We start from the raw sequence: 24,634 nt of genomic DNA, 5'->3' as shown, positions 1-24,634 counted from the left end.
TTGATTGTCAAAAAATGGGGTTTTGATCGTGGATGCTTAGACGTCGTGCGGATACTGTAAGAGCCATGCCAGTGGTAATAAAAAAAGATTAGTCCGGTATGAACTCGGGCGGTCTGACAGCCTTGAGCCTTATCGCCTTCTGCCTGCACCCAACCACACAGACACCGCACCCAAAGCATTTCTCTGCAATGACTCTGGCTTTCAGCTTCCTGCTGCCATCAGGCGAAAACATTTCCACCGCATTGAAGTGGCACCTCTTCACGCAGGTCTGGCATCCGGTGCATGCCTCGTCGTCAACGTAAGCCTCATACCTGCTTTTTTCAAGCTGCACGCCGAGAGGTACGTTTGCGGCCCTTGACGAGAGGAAAAACTCACAGCAGTCCCCGCAGCAGTTGCAGTTCACAGTTACAACGGGGTCTACAATTTTCGAGGTGTTGGCCCACGTGTGGATGAGCCCATCCCTTTCAGCCTCGGCAATAATCTGAAGAGCCTCTTCGACAGAGATTTCTCTGCCCGATCCTCTGGCAATGGCGTATTCTGCACCTCTCCCAAACTGAATGCAGTGCCACGTGCTGAATTCATCCGTAAAGCTGCATCCGTCAGATGCAAGCCTTGTAACATTCCTGCAGGAGCATGGAACAACGGCAATCTTTTCCTGTGCCTCTATCATCTCCCTGATGTTCTCGTAGGGTAGCACATCCGGCAGATCCTTTACTGCCTCATAAGCCGGCACAACCCTCCAGAACTTCAAACCCATGTCGGTGAGCATTCTGCCAACTGCAGGGTTCATCTCCCTGTCACCGAACTCCTTCCAGAGCCTGGCAAATTCCGGATCGTTCATGTGCCGTGAAGCCATGGTTGCATCGTGAAGCTGTATGATGTCCCTCACGAATTTGTAATGGTCCTTCTTCCTGAAATCCCTTGGAATGGCTACTCCTTTGTGGAAAAGACCGTCAAGTATGTCTCTTACCCTTTCAGCATCCATTCCCAGCCTTTCGGCAACCTCATCAACACTTCCGGGCAGAGCAGCAGCAACCCTAGCTTCTTCCTCAGTCATGAGATATTCGAGAATGCCCCTGAGCAACCGGGAATCCGGAAAGCCCAGCCTCTTCATCAAGATTTCATGGCTCACAATTCCACCTCACTCCTTTATTCCCGTCAGATACTTGGCTATTTCCTTCTTCTCTTCAAAGTTGTAGCTTCTCCAGATTGCAATGTCCTCCATGACCGGAGAACCGCCTCCATGCACTCCGGCAACGGCCTGAACACCGCCAAAAGACGAGCACAGTATGTTAGAGATTCCAAAGAGACACCTGTAAACGTTTTCTGCAGGAACGTCTGACCGCCTTTTAATGTACTTCTCTATGAACGGTCTGGTTTCTGGATTCAGGAAGTCCTCCGCAAAGGGCAGCGCCGCAGGCAGACCACCTGACAGCTCAGCGAGAATCTCCAGTTCGTGGTAGTAGTTCAGCCCGGCATATCTTCTGCCAACGTTGGCATAGATTTCGTTCGGAAGAAACGTCCCGGCAGGTGTCTTTGTCCCGTTTATGGCAGAGGCAATTCCCGCAGCATAAACAAGCTCAGCAACCGATGCAAGCTCCACGAGTTTTTCCCGGATGTTGTGTTTGTCGTAAATGTTGCTGTATTCGGCTATCAAAGCCCCAAAGCCCATCACGATGTCCGTGGTGGCCGGCTTGCAGCCCGTGTAGCTGTGTCGGTGGAACAATGCGAAAAGGTGTGCTGAGAGTGTAGCGTATTTATTCTCACCGCACAGAAAAACCCTGTCCCACGGGACGAAGACGTCGTCAAAGATTACAAAACCCTCATCATCCCCGACGTTTGCCTGAGGCATGTCCATCTCTTCCGGAGCCCTCAGAGAGGACGTTCTTGAGATTATTTTCACACCCTCTGCATCTGCGGGAACGGCAAACGCAACGCTGTAATCCTTGTCGGCAGGAGTCATGGCTCTCGTAGGCACAACAATTATCTCATCAGCAACTGCAGACATCGTGATGCAGTTTTTCGCTCCTCTGACAACAATACCATCGCTTCTCTGCTCTACAACCCTGAGATACATGTCAGGGTCTTCCTGCTCGTGAGGTCTTTTGCTTCTGTCACCCTTTACATCAGTCTGGGCGCAGGCAGCTGTCAGGTCCCTGCTCTGAAATTCCTTCAGATAGTCAGCAAATCTCTGGCTGTAATCAGTACCGTGCTCCATGTCCGCAGCATGGGTTGCGATTGACAGAGCATTTATCGCATCGCAGCCCATACAGCGCTGAATGCATCCCCCCACAAGATGGCAGAGCTTTCTCGTCATCTCCTGCTTTGCAAGCAGATCTTCAGCAGATTGATTGACATGTGTGAACCTGTTAATCTTCTTCCCGGTCAGATGTGATCGTGTTGTCAGGAGATCCCTATAATCCGGATGGTTTGCAAGTTCGAATGTTTTCGACATGACATATAACCCGCCTCGAAGCCTGGGGTCATCTCTTTTCACCTTTTTTCCCGCAATATACACGTTGGGCTTCATGCTGTACAGGTCATTCCGGTATTCCTCGACTGTCCTCATAATCTAAACTGACTAATCATTTTATTTAATTTTTTCGTATTCTATCAAAAAAATCAGGTTATTAAATCGTCAAATATGAAATAACTTACCAACATATTCACCAGGCTACGAACCAAAAATAAACCCGGCACAGGACACCTCTGATTCAGGGTTTTAGCGGCAAAACTAAATAAAATTAAAAAGGGCAATTTCTCAGGAAAGCATTACCTGCCCATGAACTCAGGCTTTCTCCTCTCAAGAAATGCAGAGAATCCCTCCCTGAGATCCTCAGTCTTCAGGGACACCATGAGGGACAGCACCTCATAATACAGCCCTGACCTCAGACTTGATTCCATCCCCCGCTCTATCGCAATTTTCGCCATTTTTATTACCAGCGGGCTTTTTTCCGCAATCTTCATGGCAAATTCGACGGTCTTTTGCTCCAGTTCGCTATCAGTGGTCAGGAAATCAACCAGACCAAGCTCTGCTGCCCTCTTTCCGTCCAAGATATCGCTAGTGTAGATCAGCATCTTCGCTTTTGATTCGCCTATCCGCTTTGAAAGCCTCTGAGTGCCTCCCCATCCAGGTATGAACCCTATGCCTGCCTCAGGGAATGCGAATACCGCACTCTCGGATGCAAATATAAAATCACAGCACAGCGCCAGCTCCAGTCCTCCTCCCATGCATATTCCATTGACCATGGCTATTACGGGCTTGGGATAGTCATCAATGAAATTGAACAGCCTCATGACGTTATCCACGCTTTTGTAATACTCTGACAGGACATCTGGGCTATTGATGTCAAACTCCAGCTCCCTCAAATCATCGCCTGACGAGAAAGCCTTTCTTTTCCCCTGGGCTTCCGCACCGGTTATTATGACCACCCTGATGCCATCATCCTCTGCAAGTTCCTTCAGCACCTCCTCAAGCTCGTGCCTCAGGCTGGCGTTTATCGCGTTCATTACCTGGGGCCTGTTGAGGTAAACTTTCGCTATCCCGCTATCAAGAGTTTCAACCCTAACGCATTCCATTTTCACAACCCCATCGGATCAGTTCAGATTGAGCCGTTCAGACTCCTTAATCAGCTCTTCCCTGATTACCTTGCCCGTTGCCGTGAGAGGAAGCTCTTCACGGATAATTACTGTCTTTGGAACATTGTACGGCGCCATGTTATCCCTGCACCATTTCAGAATGTCCTCCTCACTCACCTTTCCAGCGTACTCTTTCTTCAGCTTGACAAACGCTACAGGCACCTGCCCCTTCTCAGCATCATCCACGCCTACAACTCCCACAAGCTCGATTGCAGGGTGGCGGAGCATTATGAACTCTATCTGGGTTGGGTAAACGCTTATTCCGGAAACTTTAAGCATGTACTTCTTGCGGGAAAGATAATACAGCAGTCCATCCTCATCATACATCGCCACATCTCCCGTGAACAGCCAGCCATCCCTGAACGCCTTCGCAGTTTCTTCAGGTCTTCCGATATAGCCGTCCACCATGGAGGGAGATTTGATAGCAAGTTCACCCTCCTTGCCCAGAGGAACGATATTTCCCTGCTCATCAACGATCTTTATCAGTGTGCCGGGAACAGGTATGCCGCAGAAGGTTCCACTGTACTTCTCCGCCCTTTCTATGTCCAGATCGTTTACATGGAACCCGGCAGTAACGGTGTCAAAGGTGTGCGTCTCTGTAAGACCGTAAGCAGCCTCCCTCAGTATCGCTCCCGTCAGCTTCTTCCATTTTTCCCTGAGTTCCTTCGTCAGCCCTTTGATGAAGCTCGATCCGGTGCAGTTTCTCAGAGAGGTCAGATCGTATTTTTCAACATCCGGATGGCTCAGAATCTCCCAGTAGAGATCAAAGGGGGCGAATGTTGTGGTAACCCCGTATTTCTGAATTGCTTCCAGCGCTGCCTCAACATCCCATCGGGTGAGCAGCACAACTGTGGAACCGGCGAGGGTTGGACTCACAACACCCATATCGTTTCCCGCAATCCAGAAGACAGGCATTGCAGCCAGTGAAACTTCGGTTTTCGATAAATCGGATACGAATTTTTCAAAATCAACTTGCTGATTAGCGTATTGCTCGACAAGCAGGTGGGCATTGAAATACGTGTATATGCTGGCAGCAGTGTACAGAACGTTGTGGTGTCTGTGGTAAACCCCCTTTGGCAGTCCGGTTGTACCTCCGGTGAAGTTCATGGTCGCATAATCATCGAGTGTAACCTTTACCCCTGGCCTGTTCGCAGTTACGTTTTCCAGAACATCCGAGATGTACAGGACACCCTCCAGTTTTTCTGGTGATTCCATAGACGGGTGGATGGGTATTTCGGGATTCTCCGGAAGGAACTCCCTGAAAGATGCAGCTATAATGTCAATATCACCGGATACTTTTCTGGCTGCACTCTCAACCACCGGATAAATCACATCGAGAGTCAGTATAAATTTCGGTCCGGACTCCTGGAAAAAGTACTCCAGCTCTATTTCCCTGAGCATCGGGTTCAGGAGGACACAGATTCCGCCGGCCTTAAGTGTGCCAAAATACCCGATGTAAAACTGCGGCATGTTGGGAAGGATGAGAGCCACTCTGTCTCCCTTCTCAAAACCGTTTTCAACGAGGTAACTGGCAAATCTGCTGCTCAGATCATCCATCTCCCCATACGATATTCTCCGGCCGTAGTAAATCAGATAGTCTTTTGACGGCACCTTCTCAGCATATATCTCCAGATATTCGTGTATGGGTACTTTTCCAAGCGGGTATACTGGCTCCTCAGGCAGCGACGGGTGTGGCCAGATTTTGCTCCATTTTTCCCTCAGCAATTCGAAATATTCATTTTCTTTCATAACAGATTGTCAGATGGTTGATCATACTTAAACATTTCGGATTTTATTACTCATTTTACGAAATTAAATTTAATTATTGGTGTATTATATGAACATAATGACACCATCTGGGAGAAACGGAAAAATGAGTGGATGTGCTGTAAAAAAACAGGCGCATGTACAATCTGCAGAATAAATTATTTGCAGAAAAATATAAATCAGACGATGATTGTCCTTCTGTGATCCTTGTGAGTTTTGGATGCTATGAACGTCTGAATGTGATTTATGTTGATTCCGTTTTTCCGGAGCCATTTCAGGAAAATCCTTTTCTGCTCTCTGTATTCCTCAATATCCTTGTATCTGACGATAAAGCCCAGATCGTATGCAGATCCCATGATCTCAAACACATTCTCCACAAAATCGAGCTTCTTTAAATGCTCGATCAGCACGTCAATTTTATCCTTGGAGTCCATGGCCAGATCCAGAAAGGTTACATCCAGCAAACTCAGCCCGAGTTTCTGGTAATCCGCAATCCAGTATCCCTCTTTAAGCTTGATCAGATAACCCTCATCCTCTAATGCCTTCATCCTGTTCTGCACGGTCCTCAGAGTTATGCCGAGCATTTTAGCAATATCGCTCTGTGTTTTTCCTTTAAGAATGTACTCCACAATCTTCTTGTCAATCTCATCAAGACCATTCTTTCGCATAATGTGAAAAAACCTTCAGAAGTTTATCTAATTTTCGGTTACGGCTTCTGACGAACCTTTGGACAAAATAATCACAGTATATGCCCATACACCGCTTTAGAGAGTGAATGATTGTCTTTTGACAGATAGAATCGCATCATATTATTATTCTAAGGTGTAATATTTCGTATTATGATAACATAACTCCAAATCGAAATCGTTAAATATGAAATAATCATGATTTAACGATATGGATGGTGAAAAACCCTGGCTGAAATCATGGCCAGAAATGCTGACAAGAGAGCTGGTTTATCCAGAAGTGCCCCTCTTTGAGTTTCTTGAAACCTCTGCAAGGAGATACCCTGACAAGGATGCCATAATCTTCTATGGAAAACGGATAAGCTATTCAGAGCTGTGGGATGCGGTGGAGAGGTTCAGCACCCATCTTGCGTCGAAGGGGATTCAGAAAGGAGACAGAGTGGCGGTGTACATGCAGAACTCGCCCCACTACGTGATCGCATATTTCGGAATTCTCAGAGGAAACGCAGCTGTTGTTCCCGTGAACCCGATGCTTGTCGAAAGAGAGCTGGAGTACATTCTATCGGACTCGGGCTGTAAAATGGTAGCAACCACATCAGAGCTTTATCAGAGGATTGCCCCAATCGCAGAAAAACTTGGCATAGATGTAATCTGCGGTCACCATTCTGACTACCTGCCCGATGAACCAGAGCTGCCCGTTCCGGAATTTGCCCGAACCGAGTTCGACACGGGGAGCGCAACAGAATGGAACGAAGCACTGAAAGAAAGAAACCCTCCAGAGGTTGAGGTTGGCGGTGATGACCTCGCCCTGATACCATACACCGCAGGCACAACCGGGATGCCAAAAGGCTGCATGCACACACATTCCACGGCAATCGCCAACACGCTAAGCTCGGTTCACTGGTGGAACATGACACCCGCATCGATTTCTCTCGCCACCCTTCCCTACTTCCACGTTACGGGTATGATTCACTCCATGCTCGCCCCAATTTACGCCGGAGCGACAATAGTGCTGCTGTCAAGATGGGACAGAAACACCGCAATTCAGGCCATCGAGAAGTACCGCTGCACACACTGGATGAACATAACCACGATGGTTGTCGATCTGCTTTCAGATCCGGACATTTCAAAGCGGGATTTGAGTTCTCTTCTGGCAGTGGGTGGTGGAGGCGCCCCAATGCCTGAAGCCGTTGCTGAAAAGCTACTTCAGTTAACCGGGCTGAAATACGTGGAAGGATACGGTCTGACCGAAACAATTTCCCAGACACACATGAATCCGCCCGGCAACCCCAAACTCCAGTGTCTCGGAATTCCGGACTTCGGCGTTGATGCCCTGATAATAGACGCAGAAACTGGCGAGGTTCTGCCCCCAAAGGAAGTGGGGGAGCTTGTAATAAGAGGGCCGGAAGTCTTCAAAGGATACTGGAACAAGCCTGAAGAGACCGAAAAGGCATTCATTGAGATCGGAGGCAAAAAATACTTCAGAACGGGCGACATAGCATACATGGACGAAGATGGCTACTTCTTCATCGTTGACAGAATCAAGAGGATGATCAACAGAGCGGGATTCAAGGTGTGGCCAGCAGAGGTTGAAAGCGTGATGTACAGGCACCCTGCGATAAAGGAAGTCTGCGTCATAGGAGTTCCTGACAGCAGGGTTGTCGAGGAAGTGAAGGCGTTTGTTGTTCTGAAGCCCGAGTATGAAGGCAGAGTTAGCGAGCAGGAAATAATAAAATGGGCAAAGGAGCAAATGGCCGCCTACAAGTACCCCCGCATAGTTGAGTTTGTCAAGGAGCTTCCGAAGAGCGGGGCAGGTAAGATTCTCTGGAGAGTTCTCCAGGAAAGAGAAAAGCAGAAAGGAGAGTGAATGAAATGTATGTGATTAAGCCATTAAAACAGGCCGAGATTATGGCCCCGTTGGGAGTAATTCAGATGCTCGGAGACATGACGAAGTTCATCAACGGGCCTGTGTATGTGTGGTATCTGGACGGAGAAAAGAAGATTCTCATAGATGCAGGAATCGAGGAACCTGTAAACGGAATGGTTCACGGTTTTCCGGTATCGGGTGGAGGAGAAAAAGGCCTCAGAGAAGCACTCAGCCAGGTGAATGTTACGCCGGAGGAAATAGACGTTCTGATCCTCACGCACTTGCACTTCGACCACGTGGCAAACGCCCAGCTATTCCACAACGCCAGAATTTATGTCCAGAAAAGAGAATGGGAGAGCGCATTCAATCCACCGCTGCACTACAGACTGACCTATGACCAGCAGCTTTTCCAGCCTCTTGAGGATATGGACCTCTGCCTGGTTGATGGAGATAAGAGGATTGCTGACGGAATCGAGCTCGTCTCACTTCCGGGCCACACAAAGGGTCTTCAGGGAGTCGCTGTTGAGACGGAAAAGGGAATGTATCTTGTCGCGGGAGACCACTTATACACATACCTGAACCTGAATCCACCGAAAGAGACGGTCGAAATAGACGATGCATCAGGGGGCAAGATTCAGATTGGGCCTGTACCGCTTCCTTTCGCTCCGGTCGGTCTGCATGTTGATCTGAGCGAGTGGTACGATAGCTGCTACAAGGCTCTGTCTATCACAAGAAGGAAAAACATTCTGCCAGGACATGAGCCTTCTCTGGCAGGAATGAGCTTTCCGTGAAAATGGAGAGATTAATTTTATATTTTTTAAAGGTTTGGTCTCAATAAGCATACGATTTAAAATGATATTCTGCAGAATCCTGAACGTGTCATGAGGTGATAGAATGGAGTTCGGAACAGTAGCACCAACATTTCCTCCGATAGAGGAGGCAAGAAAAACCGTCAATAGACTTGAGGGGAAGGGATATTCTTCGCTATGGTTTGCAGACCACCTTATGGGCTGGTATCCGCACGAGCTGTGGAAGGAGACGCCATTCGCAATGAAGTACCCATCCTGTCACATGTTCTTCGACCCGTTCTGCGAGATATGCTATGCAGCATCATCAGCAGAAAAAATGCAGTTTGGTGTCAGCGTTACCGAGGTGTTTCGCAGACATCCTGCCGTTCTTCTCCAGCAGGCAGTCACCGCAAACCACGCCACCAACGGACGGTTTATTCTGGGAATAGGGGCTGGAGAGGCCGAGAACATCGTACCGTACGGCATTGAGTTTGAAAAACCTGCTGCAAGGCTCGAAGAGGCGTTAAAGCTGATGAAAATAATGCTGGAAAGCGATTATGGGGAGAAGATCAATTTTGAAGGAAGGTTCTTCAGGCTCGAGGATGCGGTGTTCGACCTCAAGCCTGTCGGCAAGATGCCCATATGGGTTGGAGCTCATGGAGACAGGATGCTCAAGCTCACAGCCGAGCATGCAGATGGGTGGCTGCCGGTCTCAACCACCCCCAAAGACTACGCAGAAAGAGCTGAGAAACTTGAAAAATATGCTAAAAACGCAGGCAGAGAGCCTGATGAGATTACCAGGGCTCTGTTCGCAAGCATCGTCATAGATGAAGATCCAAAAGAGGTTGAAAAGCTCCTCAAAACTCCCATACTCAGAATCCATGCACTTCTGCTGCACCACGAGGTTTATGAGAGAATGGGCCTCAGGCATCCACTCGGAAAATACTATGGCCTGCTGGACTACATCCCGACAAAATTCACCAGAGACGATATCCTTGAGGCGGTCAGCAGGATTCCGGACGAAGTTGCCAGAGCAGCGTTCATCTGCGGTACGCCAGAAGAGATAATCCAGACCTTTGATGAATACAGGAAACTCGGAGTGGAACACGTGGTTGTGTGGAATCTGACCTACTTTGGAGACGTCAGCAAGGTGAAAAGTTCCTATGCTCTCATAGACGAGGTTATAGAACACTTTGAGAGCAAGAACTGAATAACCGCAGTTGTTCGGAGAAACCTCAGGTCTCAGGATTTTTTCAAAATTTATTTCAAGTTTTTATTTTTCAATGCCCTTTCTAACCTTCCGAACCTCCACAATCTTTAAAAATTGCACCATTTTCAGGTGGTGAACACCATTAAAAAGTGGTGCTAAATGGTGATATAATGGGTGAGGTCAGGGACTTGACAATAAGGATTGCACCGGGGCTTGCTTACTCGGGTGCACTCGCTGCAATGGCAATACTTCTCGCAGGAGTGGTGAACAAGTATGTGGCAATCTCACCGCTCATTCTTGCCATAGTAATTGGCATGGTGTTCAGAAACGTTACAGGCCTTCCGGAGATATTCAGGGCAGGTGCGGAGTTCTCCCTGAAAAGAGTACTGAGGCTGGCAATAATACTGCTCGGGCTGAAGCTCAGCATCTCCGAAATAGCCCACATAGGTGGCAGGGGTCTGATCGTGGTCATTGCAAGCGTTGCGCTGACATTAATGTTCTCCATCTGGCTTGGAAGGAGGGCAGGAGTTTCAGAGGAGCTTGCAGCGCTAATCGGTACTGGGGTAAGCATTTGCGGAGCGTCTGCAGTTATAGCGGTTGGCGGGGTCATAAACGCCAGGGATCGCAATATTGCCTTCGCAATCGCCACGGTCACACTTTTCGGTACGGTGGCCATGTTCACCTATCCTGTGATGGCCAAAATACTGGGCCTCTCAAACCTGCTTTACGGGGTATGGGCGGGGGCAAGCATCCATGAAGTTGCGCAGGTTGTGGCTGCCGGATATGCTGTTAGTGACGCAAGCGGTAATGTGGCAACAGTCATAAAGCTCTCAAGAGTTGTTCTGCTTGCTCCGGTGGCGATGATTCTCGGAATACTGTTTGTGAGAAGAGAGGTGGAGAGTGTGAGCTTCCGTTCAGTTCCCATCCCGTACTTCGTGCTTGGATTTGTGGCCATGATATTCATAAACTCCATCGGCATAATACCGGGAGGTATCTCGAAAATGCTGGTCAGAATCGACGACGTCCTGCTGGCAGTGGCGATGGCTGCAATGGGGCTGAACACGAGCTTTAAAGACCTGAAAGATGTGGGTATGCTGCCGTTCTATGTCGGACTGGCGGCCTGGATGTTCATAGCCGGCCTTTCCTACGCGATGGCCACACTGCTGTACTGAAAAGACCGGGTGAGAGTTATGGAGACAGGTCAGATTTGCGGTGGAGAAAAACCCAGAATTCTCGTGGCGACTGATGGTTCACACGCCTCTGAAAAAGCTGTCCACCTTGCGGTGAATCTCGCAAGAGCTCTCGGAGGAGAGCTGCACGCAGTTTCAGTTATCTGCGAACAGCTAAAAAGAGATGAGGCGCATGAAGCGATTGAAAGGGTGGTAGAGCTGTTTCCGGATGTGCGTTCAGTCATCAGAGAGGGGCATCCCGCAAGCGAGATCGTAGAGTGTGCAGGAGAAGTCGATGCAGACCTGATAGTAACCGGGTCTCATAACCGCTCCGGCCTTGAAAGAGTTTTCATCGGGAGCGTTTCCGAGAAAATCGTTCGCCATGCAGGGACTTCCGTGCTTGTGGCCAGATCATCAGAAATCCCTAAGAGGGTTCTGATTGCCACAGATGGTTCAGAGCATTCCCGGCTGGCAATAGAACTGATACAGCATATCATGAAGAAGATGTCCCTCGAGGTGAGCGCTGTCCACGTAATGGACACCTCCGATCCGGTATCGTCCCAGCTCTTCTTCGAGGAGCTGCAGCAGCGCAGAGATCATGCCCTAAGCATGGCCAGAAAAATCCTGGGAGATTCCGCTGAGTGTATTTCAGTGAAGGGGCACCCCGTCTCTGTAATCACAGAAATCTCTGCAGGATATGACTTGGTTGTTCTCGGTTCTCACGGAAGGAGTGGAATAGATCATCTTCTTCTCGGAAGTGTTGCCGAGCGGGTTGCGAGATTTTCAAAATCGAGCACACTGATTGTCAGAGGCAAAAGGCTAAATACATCCACACAGTGAAAAATGATTCGAGATGGAGATAACAATTGACGAGGCTTTCGTTAACGCACTTAGAGATTACGGACTCACGACATACGAGGCGAAAGCATACTATGTGCTTCTTTCAGTTGGTGAGGCGAGCGCCGGGACGGTGGCAAAGCTGTCCGCAATTCCCCAGCAGCGCATTTATGACACGCTTTCATCACTTGAACGAAAGGGGTTCATACAGGTCAGGCACACAAATCCCAAAAAGTATGCACCACTCAGCGTTCGCAGGGCACTCGTTAACCGTATCAGACAGCTCAGTGCAGAGTTCAGCGCCAGAATGGAGGAGCTGAGGGATAGAATCAGCGAAATTGAAGAGCTTGCCCCAAAGGTTCAGAGCGATTCAGGCGGCTCCCACGTGTGGGTCGTTGAGGGGGAAGAAGCCATTGTCGCCAGAATACTCGAAATGATCCAGAGTGCAGAAAAATGCGTCAAGCTTGTGGGCGAAAGGCCCCTGTTCACACTGAAGTGCCGGGAAATACTGAAGAGGTATCTCCCGGAGGGTGTGAAACTCTACGCACTCGGAACGTTCGAACGGGTTTGCAGGGAGGAGATTCTTGCTCTTGGCGGAGAAATCAGGGAAATCGAATCATACAGCAACTACACGCTTATAGTGGATGACTCTAAACTTCTGATGGTGTATTTTGATGATGGAGGCGTTCCCCACGGACTTTACACTGAGAACGAGGGCATAATTCATCCTCACGTCCACCTCTTCAACCTGCTCTGGGAGCATACCGGATGAATCATCCAACGAACTCAAATTTTCCGGCGCCATTATGGAAAAGCCTGTATTGTTCCCGGGACGGAGAGATTGCAGCGGCAAGAAATGAGCCATAACTAAACTAAATTCAGTAATAAAATTTCTTACATTTTCAAATATAAACCGTCTCAATTCTATATTTATCCTTAAGGGGTGATTGTATGGGAAAAACATACGTAAAAATCTTGTTTTCAGCAGTACTGGTGCTGGCACTTGTTTATGGTGTAGAAGCGATAAGTATCGGAATCTCTCCGTCATTCATCGACTTTAAAGACCTTCTGAGGGGGCAGGTTGTGGAGGGCAGGGCGAGAATATACAACACACAGGATAGCCCTGCCCAGTTCAAAATAGAAACGGGTGAGTTCTCAGAATGGGTGGAGGTTCTGAATACTACGGGGGGCGTGATTGATGAGATTGAGGTCCCAGCCAATGGTTATTTCGAGATAATTGTGAGATTGAAAATACCCGAAGATGCTGCCAACGGAAATTACAAAATCCCCGTGTTCTTTGTCTCCTCTTCTGAAGGCGGTAAAGTGGGTGTTGGAATGAAGGCTCCCCTCAATCTGGTATTCACAGTCACGGGAGAACAGAAAAAATCAGTAAAGCTGATGCTCTTCACAATAGATGATACTGAAGTCGGAATCCCTGCGAGAATGGAGGTGGACCTACTCAATAACGGAAACGTCGTTGCTGACCCTACTGTCGAGATAACAGTCTTCAATCCAGATGGCGTTGAGGTATGGAGGAACCAGACGGCTGTGAAAATAAAACCCCAGGAAATAAAAGCTGCGAAAATTAGCTGGGACACTTCGAGGGCAGATGAAGGAACATACACTGGCAGACTTAGATTGCTGATGGATGGGAAAGAAATTCTTACAGAAGAGCTCAAGTTCAATGTTTTTGAAAAAGGAACACTTACGGCAAGAATGGAGATCCTCAACATCTCTGTCGAAAAAATAATTGAGCCAGGAAAAGTGTCGAAAGTTGAACTGGGAGTGAAAAACACGGGGCAAATAGATACAGAGGTACGGATGAGGATCGAGATATATAGAGGCTCGGAGTTCGTAGATCTCTCAGAAAGCGATCCACTGTGGCTCGAAAAGGGTCAGACAGGGATCCTGACCGCATACCTGAAGATGGGCGACCCGGGCAACTATACCCTCAAACCGGTGCTGGCGTACGGTGGTAAAATAGCAAAGCTGAGCGATATTGCTGTTGAGGTAACAAGCGAAGCAATTAAAAAGCAGGAATCATCAAACAGCAGCAGAGAAAACAGTAACAATAGCAAAATCCCGGGATTTGAGATCTACTCAGCAATTCTGGTCACAGGGATCGTGATTTTGGCAATCAAATCGCTGTCAGGGAGAAGGAAACGATGAGTTGTCCACAGTCAATCACCAATTTATCTTCATTAACCGGTGGATTATATCCCTTAATCCGCCAATAACTCCATTTTTGCAGATTTTATTCGGTAATTAACTAAGTATGATGAATTATCATTACAAATATGTGAAAAGGAGGTGAAAAAACATGAAAAAAAGTATTTTGTTGCTTGCAGTGCTGGCAGTGAGCCTGATTGGCATTGGAACAGCAAACGCCATAGATGGATATTCCAGCCAGGAGAGGATAAGCGTTACAGTGGAGACAGACCCCCTTGGATCCCCGCCATGGATTAAGGCAAAGTGGGAACTCTGGGTTGATCCAAACACAGATGATGAGTTTATACTCACTGATGCCGATCCAGTAAGGCTTGGCACCCAGGGAGACATCGTTCCGGGAGACGGCGCCACATTCTATTCGTTCGTAATAGTATCTGACCCCAACGGCATAGAAGACATATCGAATGGAAACGTGTATGTGGATGTGTACCACCCGACATGTGGATATGGAGATGGCAGCTTCAAATACCAGGTCCATGCAAAAGAGATCGAACTCGTTAGAGACCAGCTTGGAATCCCGGATCTGAGTGCTCCGGTGTTCAATGGATATTCTGTTGAAGATTTGCTGCAGCTTGGTGTTGCTGCCGGTTACTTCACTTCTGCAGAGGCAGACGAGCTGTGGGAGGAGCTCCACCAGAATGAAGCGAGAATATATGCTGCAGAGCTTTTCATTGACTACCACCAGGCTTACGGATGGTACATGGTCAAGGCATGGGCAACAGATAACAACGGTGCTACTTCAGAGAAGTTCACCAACTACTTCGAGGTTAGACCAATGCTTGCCTACGAGACGGACTTCGACTCAGTCCACTTCACGAACGTGAAAGTGGGTTACAGAGCGCAGGTCAGCGGTGACTATGACATGAACACATCAGACAGGCCAACAATCAGAAACATTGGTAACACCCCGATAGCAGTATCCGCATACGCATCCGATGCAACAAGCAGCACAGACCCACCGAAGAAGTTTGAAAACGTTTTCGACATGAGATTCCTTGATGAAGACCTGATGCTGCCATCATGGGAGTGGACCAGGTTCAGCAACCTGCTGTGGCCGTGCAACACCACCAAGATAGACTTCAGCCTGCACCTGCCCAACGGTGCTCCAGCAACCGAGTATACAGGATACATACTGCTCGAATACCAGGCAGTCATAGTGCCTTGCAAGCCAATGGACCCCGTTAGCGACCCGGTTCAGGTTTTGCCGCCGACATGATATTATAAGCCATTAAAATTTTTTATTTTTGTTAATTTTTTGTTACTGAACATAGTTAAGTAACAATAAAATAGTATTAAATATGATAAATACTATATCCTATTCTGGTGGGGACAATGAACAGTCTTACTTCGATCATATCCAATGAAAGGAGGAAACTCCTCCTGAGGTATCTCCTGCACAACAACGGTCGGGCAACCCTTGAGGACGTCATCACATACATCTGCGAAAAAGAGGGCGATCCTCAAAAGAGAAACAGAAAAAGCGTCTATATCAGCCTGAAGCAAACCCACATACCCAAGCTCGAAAGAGCCAGAATAGTATATTACGACAGATCGAGCAACATGCTGCATCTCGAAGAGAGATACCTCAACGATGTGAAGATGTATATAGAATTTGTCGAGGGTGGAGATATAAGCTGGAGCAAGTATTACCTGGTTCTCGGCAGCATATCTGCTGCAGGAAGCCTGCTGGTTATGGATACTCTTGCAATTGTCATATCCATAGCACTGGTAACGAGCTCTTTACTTCAGACAATGAAGGTCAGAAAGGTTTTCTAATCACAGTTCAGAAACTTAATCGGCGATTATCGTCGAATTAACCGGAAAAAAGGGAGGAGAATTCAGGAATTAACTAAGTAATTGTTCATCACAATTAATTCTAACAAAATGGTCGAGGTGAAGCAAAATGTTCGAAAGGCTTGTGGGAGTCGTGCTCCTGATTGGAGCACTTGTGTTTGCCTTAGGGATTGGGGCAGATTTTGCCAGCTATGACGCCGACAGAAGCGTGCATGTTGCGGTCGTGGCTGACGATCAGGAATTAATTGATCTGGATCCCGGGCAGCCGTATGCATACATAGGAGATGACGGAAAACTGTACATCGACATAAGCGAAAACAACGACAACTATCCTGACGGCGGTGGTCTTGGAATTAGCCCGGATGCAAAGTACTCGTTTGACTGCATGTTCAACGTTTCAAACCACCTGTGGGAGGAGAACGTAACGATAAACGTGACGATCACATCCAACAACGATCTGGTCAAGCTGTACACGAATGACCCAGACGAAGCAAGCACATCTATCAACTTCAACGTTCCACAGGGAGAGGAAGTCTGCGTTGGAATGAGCTTTGATGGAGACGGGAAATCACCCGGAGATAGCATAGAGGGACAGCTAACAATACATGCTGAACCTGCCGAGTAATGGGGTGCTGACCTATGAACAAAATAATATACCTGGTGATGTTTTCCATCGCCATAGCACTTGTTTCAGGGCTTAGCGCCGACTTCAGAATGTACCATGCGGAAAGGAATTTCACAATAGCTATCGTAACAGATGACCAGGAACTTATCGATCTGACACCGAACCAGCCATACGCATTCATTGACAGTGACAATGGAGAACTCATAGTCAGGTTTGACGCAGAGAACGAGAATTACCCGGGATACGGAAAGGGTGTAAGCCCTGACTCGAAATACGTGTTCGACGATGTCTTCTGCGTCTCAAACGATCTCTGGGAAGAAAATATGACAATAGGGATGGACATCGATCTGTCCAGCGAACTACAGGGAATCGTGAAGATATACTCGGATAAAAGTGACGAGGGCAACACCGATCCTGCCAACGCAACAACCAACCTCCACGTTGTGATCGAGAATGGAGATAAGGCGTGCATAGGGTTCGTCATAGATACCACCGGCATAAAGACGGGCGATTACACCGGAGAAATGACTATGCATGCATACCCTTACCAGGAATAACTTAATTTTTTGAGGTGTTTTCAATGAAAGCAGCGATAACAGCGGTCCTAATAATTTCATTTTTATTGATAACTGGGGTCAGCAGCCATTTCAAGGACTACACTGCAAACAGGGGTTTTCGTGTTCAGGTTGTTGCGGATGACCAGGAACTGCTCAGACTTGTCCCCAACCAGCCCTATGCATACATCGGGCAGGATGGAAAGCTGTACATAGATATCTCACCGTCCCATCCCAAGTATCCGGGATACGGAGCCGGTTTGAGTCCCGACACGCTGTACGCATTTGATTGCATGTTCTACGTGAAGAACACACTGTGGGAGAACCAGACAGTTACATTCGTCGTGAATTCATCATCTCCCAGCGTGATGATGTACGCGCCGACATCTGCAACAGCGTATTCTCCCGAGACTGCCACGCAACACCTGATATTCCAGCTTGGATGGATGGAAGAAACCTGTGTCGGTTTTGTATTCGATATGAGGAACGGACAGATGGTGGGGGTGTCCCTCAATGCCACAATCTAATCCAAAAAGGATTTGGACATTTACAGGACTGCTGGTAATGCTCCTCATAGCATCAGCATACGTTATTGGTATAACGGCAACATTCACAGAATATACTGCAACGAGAAACTACAGCATCGCTGTTGTATCTGACGATCAGGAACTGATAGACCTCAAACCCCTCCAGCCCTATGCATATATCGGGCAGGATGGAAAGCTGTACATAGACTTCAGCACAAACAACCCAGAGTGGGATGAAGGAAAGGGAGAGGGCCTCAGTCCGGATAGCAAATACGCATTCGACAGGGTCTTTGAAATTTCAAACAACCTGTGGGACGGTGTCTGCATAAACGTAACCGTAACCTCAGAACCTGAAGAGATCAAAACATATCTTGAGGACTATCTAAACGCATCCCAGAAAACCGTTTTGCAGATACTTCCCGGAGAGAGGAAGGAGATCGGTCTCCTTATAGAGTCTAAAGAGCTTGGAAGTATAGATGGAAGACTCAGAATTCATGCAGAGCCGTGCAACGGTGTTGTGCCAACCCCAACGCCGTCCCCATCACCAACACCGGAAGAGACTCCAACACCCACTCCGACACCGGTACCGCAAAACTTTGAATGGAGGGTTGAACTTCCGGAGAGAGCTCCCAAGGGCGACATAGTGTTCATGTTCGACGTAACGGGCAGCATGCTGGAAGAGCTGAATCAGGCAAAGGTCAGTGCGATAGACCTGATGAGTGACATACGACTTCTGATTCAGGATTCACGATTCGGTGTTGCGAGCCTCGCAGATTATCCAAGACTGTACCTCTACTCCGAAAACTACGGCTATGGATGGCCATACGGTAAAAATTACGGAGCTCCCGGAGACTATCCGTGGAGAATGGATTCAGATCTGACCTACGACATAAACGCTGCAGCAGGTGCGATTAACGACCTTGAAATCAAAAATGGGCTCGACGAGCCTGAGCCGTACGCTTATGCGATCCACAAGGCGATGAGTGAGATGAGCTGGAGAGATGACGCAAGGAAAATACTGGTCATACTCGGAGACGCTCCGCCCCACAACATGCCAAACGGCCTGAGTGTTTTCGAAAACAACTATGGTGGAGACCCCGGGGACGACTGGCTCATGAACACTTCAGATGATGTTGACTACGTGAACACCGTCAACTCTGCTAATGACTTCGGATTGACGATAATATCAATCTACGCAGGCAGAGACGACGAGTTCAGCGATGATGCAAGAACAAACTTCATGTACATGGCAGACATGACCGACGGCGCCTATGCCGAGCTGCAGGGAGATTTGAGCGCTTTACCAACAATCATTGAAAACAAGATAAAAGAGGTTGCGGAACAGCCAATCGGGAACCTGACCCTGAGGGCCAGCGCTCCACCGGGATGGATTGTTACATGGACTCCTGACAAGTACACGAATGTGGCGTGGGGCAGCCAGGTTACGTTTTCAATTCAGATAACTCCACCGGAGCCGCATGCTCCTCAAACGATAACAATAGAACTGCTTGCAGACGACATCGTGATAGATACCATAGACATTCTGGTGTCATGAGGCGATCAAAATGCATTTCCATATTTTTTTGAAGGGTGAATAAGATGAAAACATACATTAACCTGCTGATACTCCTGACTCTCAGTTTCGGGCTTCTTGTCGGGTCATCCAGCCATTTTAAGGAATTCGGTGCTGAAAGAAACTTTTCTGCAAATGTTACTGAGCTGAATGAATCCCTGATTTCATGCCTGTGTCCCGAAAATAAAATCCTTTATCTGATATCTGGCGATACGTTCACACTCCTGAATATTACAAACAGGCTTGGAGAGGAGGCCACTTTTTATGTGTATACTGATTCGTTAAGTATCGATCACGAAAGTGAGTTTTTCCTCCCGCCAAACGGGAGTGTGGAAGTTACAGCAACATTTTATGGGATGCCCGGGTTTTATTCGATAACAGCAAGAGTATCTGCAGACTGGGCGAATGGATCCGCAGAGCTTTATGCATGCACAATCAACATCTCCAGTCCGAGAATCGAGATCGAAAAGCACCTTATGAGTGGAAAGGAGTCCGTAAAGGTTGGAGAAAAGGAATACTGGACCTTCAGAATCCTGGTGAAAAATCCAGGATATTCTGATGACTTCGTTATAAAAGATGTAATACCTGCAGAACTCGAGATTCTTGAAATCAATCCATCATCTGGCAGATATGAAATACTGGGCAATGGCATGGGCAATTCCGGCTCTTCCACCATCATGTGGTATGTACACCTGGAAAACGGGGATGTGGAGTGGCTCGACGTAAACGTTACGACCAAGCAAAACCCAGCGTGCAAACAGGAGTTCACATCTCCGGGAACATACTGTCTGAATGATGGTGCAGAAGTCGTTGGATACGATGTAAAGAGCAACCCCATCTGTATCGATGTTTACTCAGATGAGAAATGCTGCTGTGATTCAGACGGATGCTGTGAGGAGGGATGCAGTAGCGACAATGGATGCAGCGGTGACGACTGTTGCAGTGATTCCAGCAACTGCAGTGATGAAGGCTGTGATTCAAATAGCTGCTGTGACACAAGCAGCGGAGACAGTAATGGGAGCGATAGGAGCAAAAAGCATGGCCGAGGGCGTCATTCATGAGGAGAGGGCTTGCGCTCATAATAAGCATTTCAATCCTGGTTTTCTCATTTTCTACAGTTCTCGGGGCTCTCATGAACAGACCGGTTTTCGTGTCGTATATAACCTCAAACAGCATGGAGCCGACACTGAGCAAGGGGGACCTGATTTTCATGACTCCCGTATTTTTCAGCCTTGAAAAAGGCGACATAATCGTATTTTACTCAAATGGAGAATGGGTCTGTCACAGAATTTTTTCAGAAATTTCGGGAGGATATATAACCAAAGGAGACAACAATATCGCCACCGATCAGCAGAGCGGAAAGGATCTCGTAAAAAGAGAGTTTATAGCAGGTAAGGTGATAACATTCCTCGACAGACCTGTTAAGATTCCGCAGGTTGGGAATTACGTAAGCGAAGTTTCCGAATTCGCATGGAACCACAAAACGCTGATGGTGGCGGTGTTCTTCCTGGCAGGCTTGGCCGAAATCATGCTGGGGGGTGACAAGAAGCGCAGAAAAAAGAGAAGATCGAGGAAATCACTCAGACTCCATTCAGATCAGGTTTTTCTAATCCTAACATTCAGCCTTCTGCTCCTCACAACATTCTCTGGAACGATATGGATTGGAAATGAGAAGATACAGTACGGTGTAACCTCAGCAGGTGGTTTGAGGGAGGAATGGGTGCTTCCCGGACAGGTGTTCCAGAGGAATCTGACGGTCTCCAACAACCTGCACTATCCAATGATCTATGCTGTAAAGGGTGGTGGAAATTCCGCCATAGATGAATATTTTGTTCTGTGGCCAGGAGAGTCAAAAACCCTCACAGTAACCATAAAGGCCCCAATAGAGACAAGACTGTATGAGGAAAAAATACTTGTTGCAAAGTATTTTCCATTGCTGCCCCCTGAGATAGCCTACAGACTGTTCTCAATAAACGAATATATCCCCGTACTCATGATTGACCTCGAAATACTCGCTGTTCTGACGATTATCCACATGTTCAGTGGAGAGAAAAAGTACTACAGGATAAGGATGCAGCCAGGACTCTTCAAACGAAAAATGAGAAACTTCCAGTTGAAGTGAAACTGAATTTTGTTCAGTAATTCAGTTTATTCACCATTAATAACGTTTCGAAGCAGAAATAATGAAGGGGGAGGTGAGCATGAAACGCGTAAAGATTGTCACGGAAATATTCCTGATTCTTGCAGTATTATCTGCCTACTTCCTGATATCCTACTGGGACATACCTGACGAGGAGAAAATGAAAAAGAGAGTGGGGTCATTCGGGGTTGAAGTCAGATTCGTTCCTGTTGCTGAGATAACCTCCCCAACCATAATCTTCGGAGATAAAGATACCATCAGAGGAGGGGATACATTCTTCGCAAATCTCGTTAAGAGATTCTGGCTCGAATACGAAATTAAGGCATCTCCAGGTGTTACGGGAGATTATTCAATCAGAATGTACCTGAAACCTTCAGAAAGCAAGGTTCTCCCTGAATGGAGGAAAGAACTGCCTTACAGCTATGAAGGCGTGATTGATGGCAAGCAGTCAGGAAAAATTTCTGTAGACATCTTCTACGTCAAACAGCTCTGGGACAGAATTCAAAAGGAGACAGGACTCAACTACAACACTCCGATTGTCGAAATCGAAACTACAGTAAACATAATGGGCAACATCAACGGGGAGAAAATCAGGAGCGAGTACAGGCATATTTCCTCGATGACGGTGGGAAAGACACTGAAGTTTGCTAATCTGGAGTTCAGCAAAAGCGAGAATATTGAAAGGGATGTCGTCGTTCAGAACTACATCTCCACCCCATTCGGCAATGCAAAGCCTTCCACCATCAAGACAGTACTTGTGGCTGTTCTCGTTACAAGCGCATCAGCAATACTGACCCTGAACAAAGAGCTCATAATGGGAGGAATAAACTCGAAGATAAACAATGGCAGACTTGACAGGAAGTTCAGAAAGAAGTACGATTCCCTGATAGTACAGGCGAGAAAGATATCTCCGACTGCAGGAAACACAGTTTTTCTCAGAAGTCTTGAAGACGTTGGAAAAATAGCCTATGAGCTTGAATCCCCGATTATAGAAACTGATGAGTACCTCGCCGTGATGTCGAACGGGAATGCATACATTTACAGAAAGGGTGATGGAAATGAAAAAAAGAAGTGAACTTGAAATAATGGTCAGCATACTCGAAATTGCGCAGGATGAAGTTTTAAAGACCAGGATAGTCTACGGTTCAAACCTCAACTTCAAGATAGCAACAAGATACATCGACCGCCTTTCGGAATTGGAACTCATAGTGAAATATCGGAAAGAAGGAAAGACATATTACAAAACCACCGATAAAGGTTTGAAATTCATAAGAAAATACAAGGAAATGTTCTGAATTCGAATAAAAGGTCTTTTACGGGTTGTTTCACTTATTGCAGTAATTATGATGAGTTAGCAAAATTATTAGTCATAGTAAAATGAAAAAAGAATTATCGAAGATGTTTCGAAATATATCTTCTAAAATAATATAAGGTGAATACAATGCGCCGTACGAGATTCGACATAGTGGTGGACATAATCTGCACGTTAATGAATGGTGGTGCAAACAAAACCAGGATAGTTTACAATGCCAACCTGAACTTTCATCTCGTCGAGAAGTATCTGAAATATCTAAAAGATAAGGGATTAATCTCAGAAAAGCAGGTTAATGGAAAAACACTCTATTTTCCCACAGAAAAGGGTGTTGAACTCGTCCAGATATACAGAAGGCTTTCCGAAGAAGATTTTATAGATGGAAAAATAACGAAATACAGATAACGCTATTTCCTGATTCTCGCAACTGCCGTGCATTCCCGAACAATGTCCCGGGAGCGAATATGGAGCAAATGTCCCTCGTCACCCCCACCGCCATAAACTCGCTCCATCTCCAGAACCCGCTCATCAAGGATAATTTTGCAGGTATGTCCAATAGGAGGTACTCCGCCAGCCCGAAATCCAGTTAGCCGGAGGACTTCATCTTTCCCCGCAATCCTGACAGGGATACCAAGAATGCTGCTCACCCGCTCAAGGTCAACCGACGAGGCACCATCAACAATTGCCACAACAGGTTCATCTCCGGCAACAAGCACAATGGATTTTACAATCTGCCTCCTGCTGCACCCAAGCGCCTCCGCAGCCTCTTTTACAGTAGAAGCTTTTCCCACCTCAACAATCTCCGCATCAATACCCATGCTCATGACGTATTCCCTGAGCCAATCCGATGAGAGAGGCATGACATAACCCTGTTTTGCTTTACCGAAAAAATTCAGCTAAAAATTAAAATTATTCGGTGTCTATTCCCTTAAGCCATGGCATCATTTTCCTGAGTTCCTTCCCAACCTCTTCGATGGGATGATTCTTTTCCATTTCAAGGAGTCTGGAATAGCTTGGCCTTCCTGCCATGTTTTCAAGAATCCATTCCCTTGCGAACTCGCCACTCTGGATCTCCTTAAGGATCTTTCTCATCTCTTCCTTCACGGATTCGTTAATGATTCTCTTGCCTCTCGTCATGCCACCATACTTTGCCGTGTCGCTGACAGAATACCACATTGCATAGATTCCGCCCTCGTAGATCAGATCCACAATAAGCTTCAGCTCGTGGAGAGCCTCAAAGTAAGCCACCTCAGGCTGATATCCCGCCTCAACCATAGTTTCCCAGGTTGCTTTGATCAGTTCTGCAACACCACCGCACAGATCCACCTGCTCTCCAAAGAGGTCGGTCTCGGTCTCCTCCCTGAACGTGGTTTCAATCACTCCAGCCCTCGTGCACCCGATTGCTTTTGCGTAAGCTAAAGCGAGATCGAGCGCCTTTCCGCTGTAGTCCTGGTGAACGGCAACGAGAGCGGGAACTCCCTTGCCCTCCTGATACATCCTCCTCACAATATGTCCGGGGCTTTTTGGAGCCACCATTGTAACATCAACATAGCTTGGCGGGATTATCTGCTGGTAGTGAATGTTGAACCCGTGAGCAAACATCAGCATGTTGCCCTCCTCGAGCGCCTCATGGACGTATTTTTTGTAAACGGCAGGCTGTACAGTATCGGGGATGAGCATCATGATAACATCCGCTTCTTCGCTGGCCTTTTCAACTGTCTTAACCACAAGACCGTCTTTCTCTGCCACTTTCCAGCTTTTACTTCCCTCATAAAGCCCAACCACAACATCCACGCCACTCTCTTTCAGGTTTAAAGCGTGGGCATGCCCCTGGCTGCCATAACCGATAACTGCCACATTCTTTCCCTTCAAAAGCTCCAGGTCTGCATCTCCGTCATAGTAAATCTTTGCCATGCT

The 24,634-nt window shown here is 47.3% G+C and carries 25 protein-coding genes; 18 read left to right on the top strand and 7 right to left on the bottom strand.

The window, feature by feature from the left end:
- Window positions 1-88: 88 nt before the first annotated feature.
- The 5 genes from LPQ35_RS03430 to LPQ35_RS03410 all read right to left on the bottom strand — a co-directional run bounded on the left by LPQ35_RS03430 (window position 89) and on the right by LPQ35_RS03410 (window position 6,074).
- Window positions 89-1,132: a 4Fe-4S dicluster domain-containing protein gene (locus LPQ35_RS03430; RefSeq protein WP_193805911.1), complete on the bottom strand. Its 1,044-nt coding sequence runs from the start codon at window positions 1,130-1,132 to the stop codon at window positions 89-91.
- 9 nt (window positions 1,133-1,141) lie between these two features.
- Entirely contained in the window at window positions 1,142-2,569 is a 1,428-nt protein-coding gene (locus LPQ35_RS03425; RefSeq protein WP_193805913.1) for a 4-hydroxyphenylacetate 3-hydroxylase N-terminal domain-containing protein, read from the bottom strand.
- A 203-nt stretch (window positions 2,570-2,772) separates the two neighbouring features.
- Entirely contained in the window at window positions 2,773-3,579 is an 807-nt protein-coding gene (locus tag LPQ35_RS03420; protein WP_193805915.1) for an enoyl-CoA hydratase-related protein, read from the bottom strand.
- 18 nt (window positions 3,580-3,597) lie between these two features.
- A complete protein-coding gene (locus LPQ35_RS03415; protein ID WP_203218930.1) occupies window positions 3,598-5,388 on the bottom strand; it encodes an AMP-binding protein in 1,791 nt (596 codons plus the stop codon).
- Window positions 5,389-5,585: 197 nt separating this feature from the next.
- Window positions 5,586-6,074 (bottom strand): winged helix-turn-helix transcriptional regulator, encoded by a 489-nt coding sequence (locus LPQ35_RS03410; RefSeq protein ID WP_048092382.1) that lies wholly within the window; start codon window positions 6,072-6,074, stop codon window positions 5,586-5,588.
- Window positions 6,075-6,303: 229 nt separating this feature from the next.
- Between LPQ35_RS03410 and LPQ35_RS03405 the strand changes: the two genes are divergently transcribed.
- From LPQ35_RS03405 to LPQ35_RS03320, 18 genes are all read left to right on the top strand, one after another.
- Entirely contained in the window at window positions 6,304-7,959 is a 1,656-nt protein-coding gene (locus tag LPQ35_RS03405) for a long-chain-fatty-acid--CoA ligase (RefSeq protein ID WP_193805917.1), read from the top strand.
- A gap of 41 nt (window positions 7,960-8,000) precedes the next feature.
- Window positions 8,001-8,750, top strand: coding sequence for an N-acyl homoserine lactonase family protein (locus tag LPQ35_RS03400; RefSeq protein WP_346297684.1), 750 nt, complete (start codon window positions 8,001-8,003; stop codon window positions 8,748-8,750).
- 103 nt (window positions 8,751-8,853) lie between these two features.
- On the top strand, window positions 8,854-9,957 hold the full coding sequence (locus LPQ35_RS03395) for an LLM class flavin-dependent oxidoreductase (protein WP_193805921.1): 1,104 nt from the start codon (window positions 8,854-8,856) through the stop codon (window positions 9,955-9,957).
- Window positions 9,958-10,127: 170 nt separating this feature from the next.
- Window positions 10,128-11,129 carry a putative sulfate exporter family transporter gene (locus LPQ35_RS03390; protein WP_193805923.1) on the top strand — a complete coding sequence of 334 codons (1,002 nt, stop codon included), beginning with the start codon at window positions 10,128-10,130 and terminating at the stop codon, window positions 11,127-11,129.
- Between the two features lie 18 nt (window positions 11,130-11,147).
- Complete coding sequence (locus LPQ35_RS03385; protein WP_193805925.1) at window positions 11,148-11,966, top strand: universal stress protein; 819 nt, start codon at window positions 11,148-11,150, stop codon at window positions 11,964-11,966.
- 13 nt (window positions 11,967-11,979) lie between these two features.
- Window positions 11,980-12,735 (top strand): helix-turn-helix domain-containing protein, encoded by a 756-nt coding sequence (locus tag LPQ35_RS03380; RefSeq protein ID WP_193805928.1) that lies wholly within the window; start codon window positions 11,980-11,982, stop codon window positions 12,733-12,735.
- Between the two features lie 179 nt (window positions 12,736-12,914).
- Window positions 12,915-14,132: a hypothetical protein gene (locus LPQ35_RS03375; RefSeq protein WP_193805930.1), complete on the top strand. Its 1,218-nt coding sequence runs from the start codon at window positions 12,915-12,917 to the stop codon at window positions 14,130-14,132.
- Between the two features lie 151 nt (window positions 14,133-14,283).
- Window positions 14,284-15,408 carry a hypothetical protein gene (locus LPQ35_RS03370; RefSeq protein WP_193805932.1) on the top strand — a complete coding sequence of 375 codons (1,125 nt, stop codon included), beginning with the start codon at window positions 14,284-14,286 and terminating at the stop codon, window positions 15,406-15,408.
- A 116-nt stretch (window positions 15,409-15,524) separates the two neighbouring features.
- Window positions 15,525-15,968, top strand: coding sequence for a DUF7344 domain-containing protein (locus tag LPQ35_RS03365; protein WP_193805935.1), 444 nt, complete (start codon window positions 15,525-15,527; stop codon window positions 15,966-15,968).
- A gap of 127 nt (window positions 15,969-16,095) precedes the next feature.
- Window positions 16,096-16,611, top strand: a complete 516-nt coding sequence (locus tag LPQ35_RS03360; protein ID WP_193805937.1) for a DUF1102 domain-containing protein — start codon at window positions 16,096-16,098, stop codon at window positions 16,609-16,611.
- 14 nt (window positions 16,612-16,625) lie between these two features.
- A complete protein-coding gene (locus LPQ35_RS03355) occupies window positions 16,626-17,168 on the top strand; it encodes a DUF1102 domain-containing protein (RefSeq protein WP_193805939.1) in 543 nt (180 codons plus the stop codon).
- A gap of 23 nt (window positions 17,169-17,191) precedes the next feature.
- Window positions 17,192-17,692 carry a DUF1102 domain-containing protein gene (locus LPQ35_RS03350; protein ID WP_193805941.1) on the top strand — a complete coding sequence of 167 codons (501 nt, stop codon included), beginning with the start codon at window positions 17,192-17,194 and terminating at the stop codon, window positions 17,690-17,692.
- Window positions 17,679-19,247, top strand: a complete 1,569-nt coding sequence (locus LPQ35_RS03345) for a DUF1102 domain-containing protein (protein ID WP_193805943.1) — start codon at window positions 17,679-17,681, stop codon at window positions 19,245-19,247. The genes LPQ35_RS03350 and LPQ35_RS03345 overlap by 14 nt, the downstream gene beginning before the upstream one ends.
- A 44-nt stretch (window positions 19,248-19,291) precedes the next feature.
- Window positions 19,292-20,326, top strand: coding sequence for a hypothetical protein (locus tag LPQ35_RS03340; protein ID WP_193805946.1), 1,035 nt, complete (start codon window positions 19,292-19,294; stop codon window positions 20,324-20,326).
- The gene (locus tag LPQ35_RS03335) at window positions 20,323-21,387 is read left to right on the top strand and encodes a signal peptidase I (RefSeq protein ID WP_193805948.1); all 1,065 of its coding nucleotides are present in this window, start codon (window positions 20,323-20,325) and stop codon (window positions 21,385-21,387) included. Before LPQ35_RS03340 ends, LPQ35_RS03335 begins: the two co-directional genes overlap by 4 nt.
- Window positions 21,388-21,466: 79 nt before the next feature.
- The gene (locus LPQ35_RS03330; protein WP_193805950.1) at window positions 21,467-22,480 is read left to right on the top strand and encodes a DUF5305 family protein; all 1,014 of its coding nucleotides are present in this window, start codon (window positions 21,467-21,469) and stop codon (window positions 22,478-22,480) included.
- The gene (locus tag LPQ35_RS03325) at window positions 22,464-22,700 is read left to right on the top strand and encodes a winged helix-turn-helix domain-containing protein (protein ID WP_193805952.1); all 237 of its coding nucleotides are present in this window, start codon (window positions 22,464-22,466) and stop codon (window positions 22,698-22,700) included. Before LPQ35_RS03330 ends, LPQ35_RS03325 begins: the two co-directional genes overlap by 17 nt.
- 146 nt (window positions 22,701-22,846) lie before the next feature.
- Window positions 22,847-23,122, top strand: coding sequence for a winged helix-turn-helix domain-containing protein (locus LPQ35_RS03320; RefSeq protein WP_193805954.1), 276 nt, complete (start codon window positions 22,847-22,849; stop codon window positions 23,120-23,122).
- A 2-nt stretch (window positions 23,123-23,124) separates the two neighbouring features.
- Here LPQ35_RS03320 and LPQ35_RS03315 read toward each other — a convergent pair whose 3' ends face one another.
- Both LPQ35_RS03315 and ilvC read right to left on the bottom strand, forming a co-directional pair.
- Window positions 23,125-23,577 carry a YbaK/EbsC family protein gene (locus tag LPQ35_RS03315; protein WP_193805956.1) on the bottom strand — a complete coding sequence of 151 codons (453 nt, stop codon included), beginning with the start codon at window positions 23,575-23,577 and terminating at the stop codon, window positions 23,125-23,127.
- Window positions 23,578-23,626: 49 nt separating this feature from the next.
- Window positions 23,627-24,631, bottom strand: a complete 1,005-nt coding sequence (ilvC, locus tag LPQ35_RS03310) for a ketol-acid reductoisomerase (RefSeq protein ID WP_193805958.1) — start codon at window positions 24,629-24,631, stop codon at window positions 23,627-23,629.
- Window positions 24,632-24,634 lie beyond the last annotated feature (3 nt).

The organism is Geoglobus acetivorans (genome assembly GCF_039641995.1).
GTDB classification, from domain to species: domain Archaea; phylum Halobacteriota; class Archaeoglobi; order Archaeoglobales; family Archaeoglobaceae; genus Geoglobus; species Geoglobus acetivorans.
Note: the sequence above shows the minus strand (reverse complement) of the source record. Positions and strands in the feature narration are given on the sequence as shown.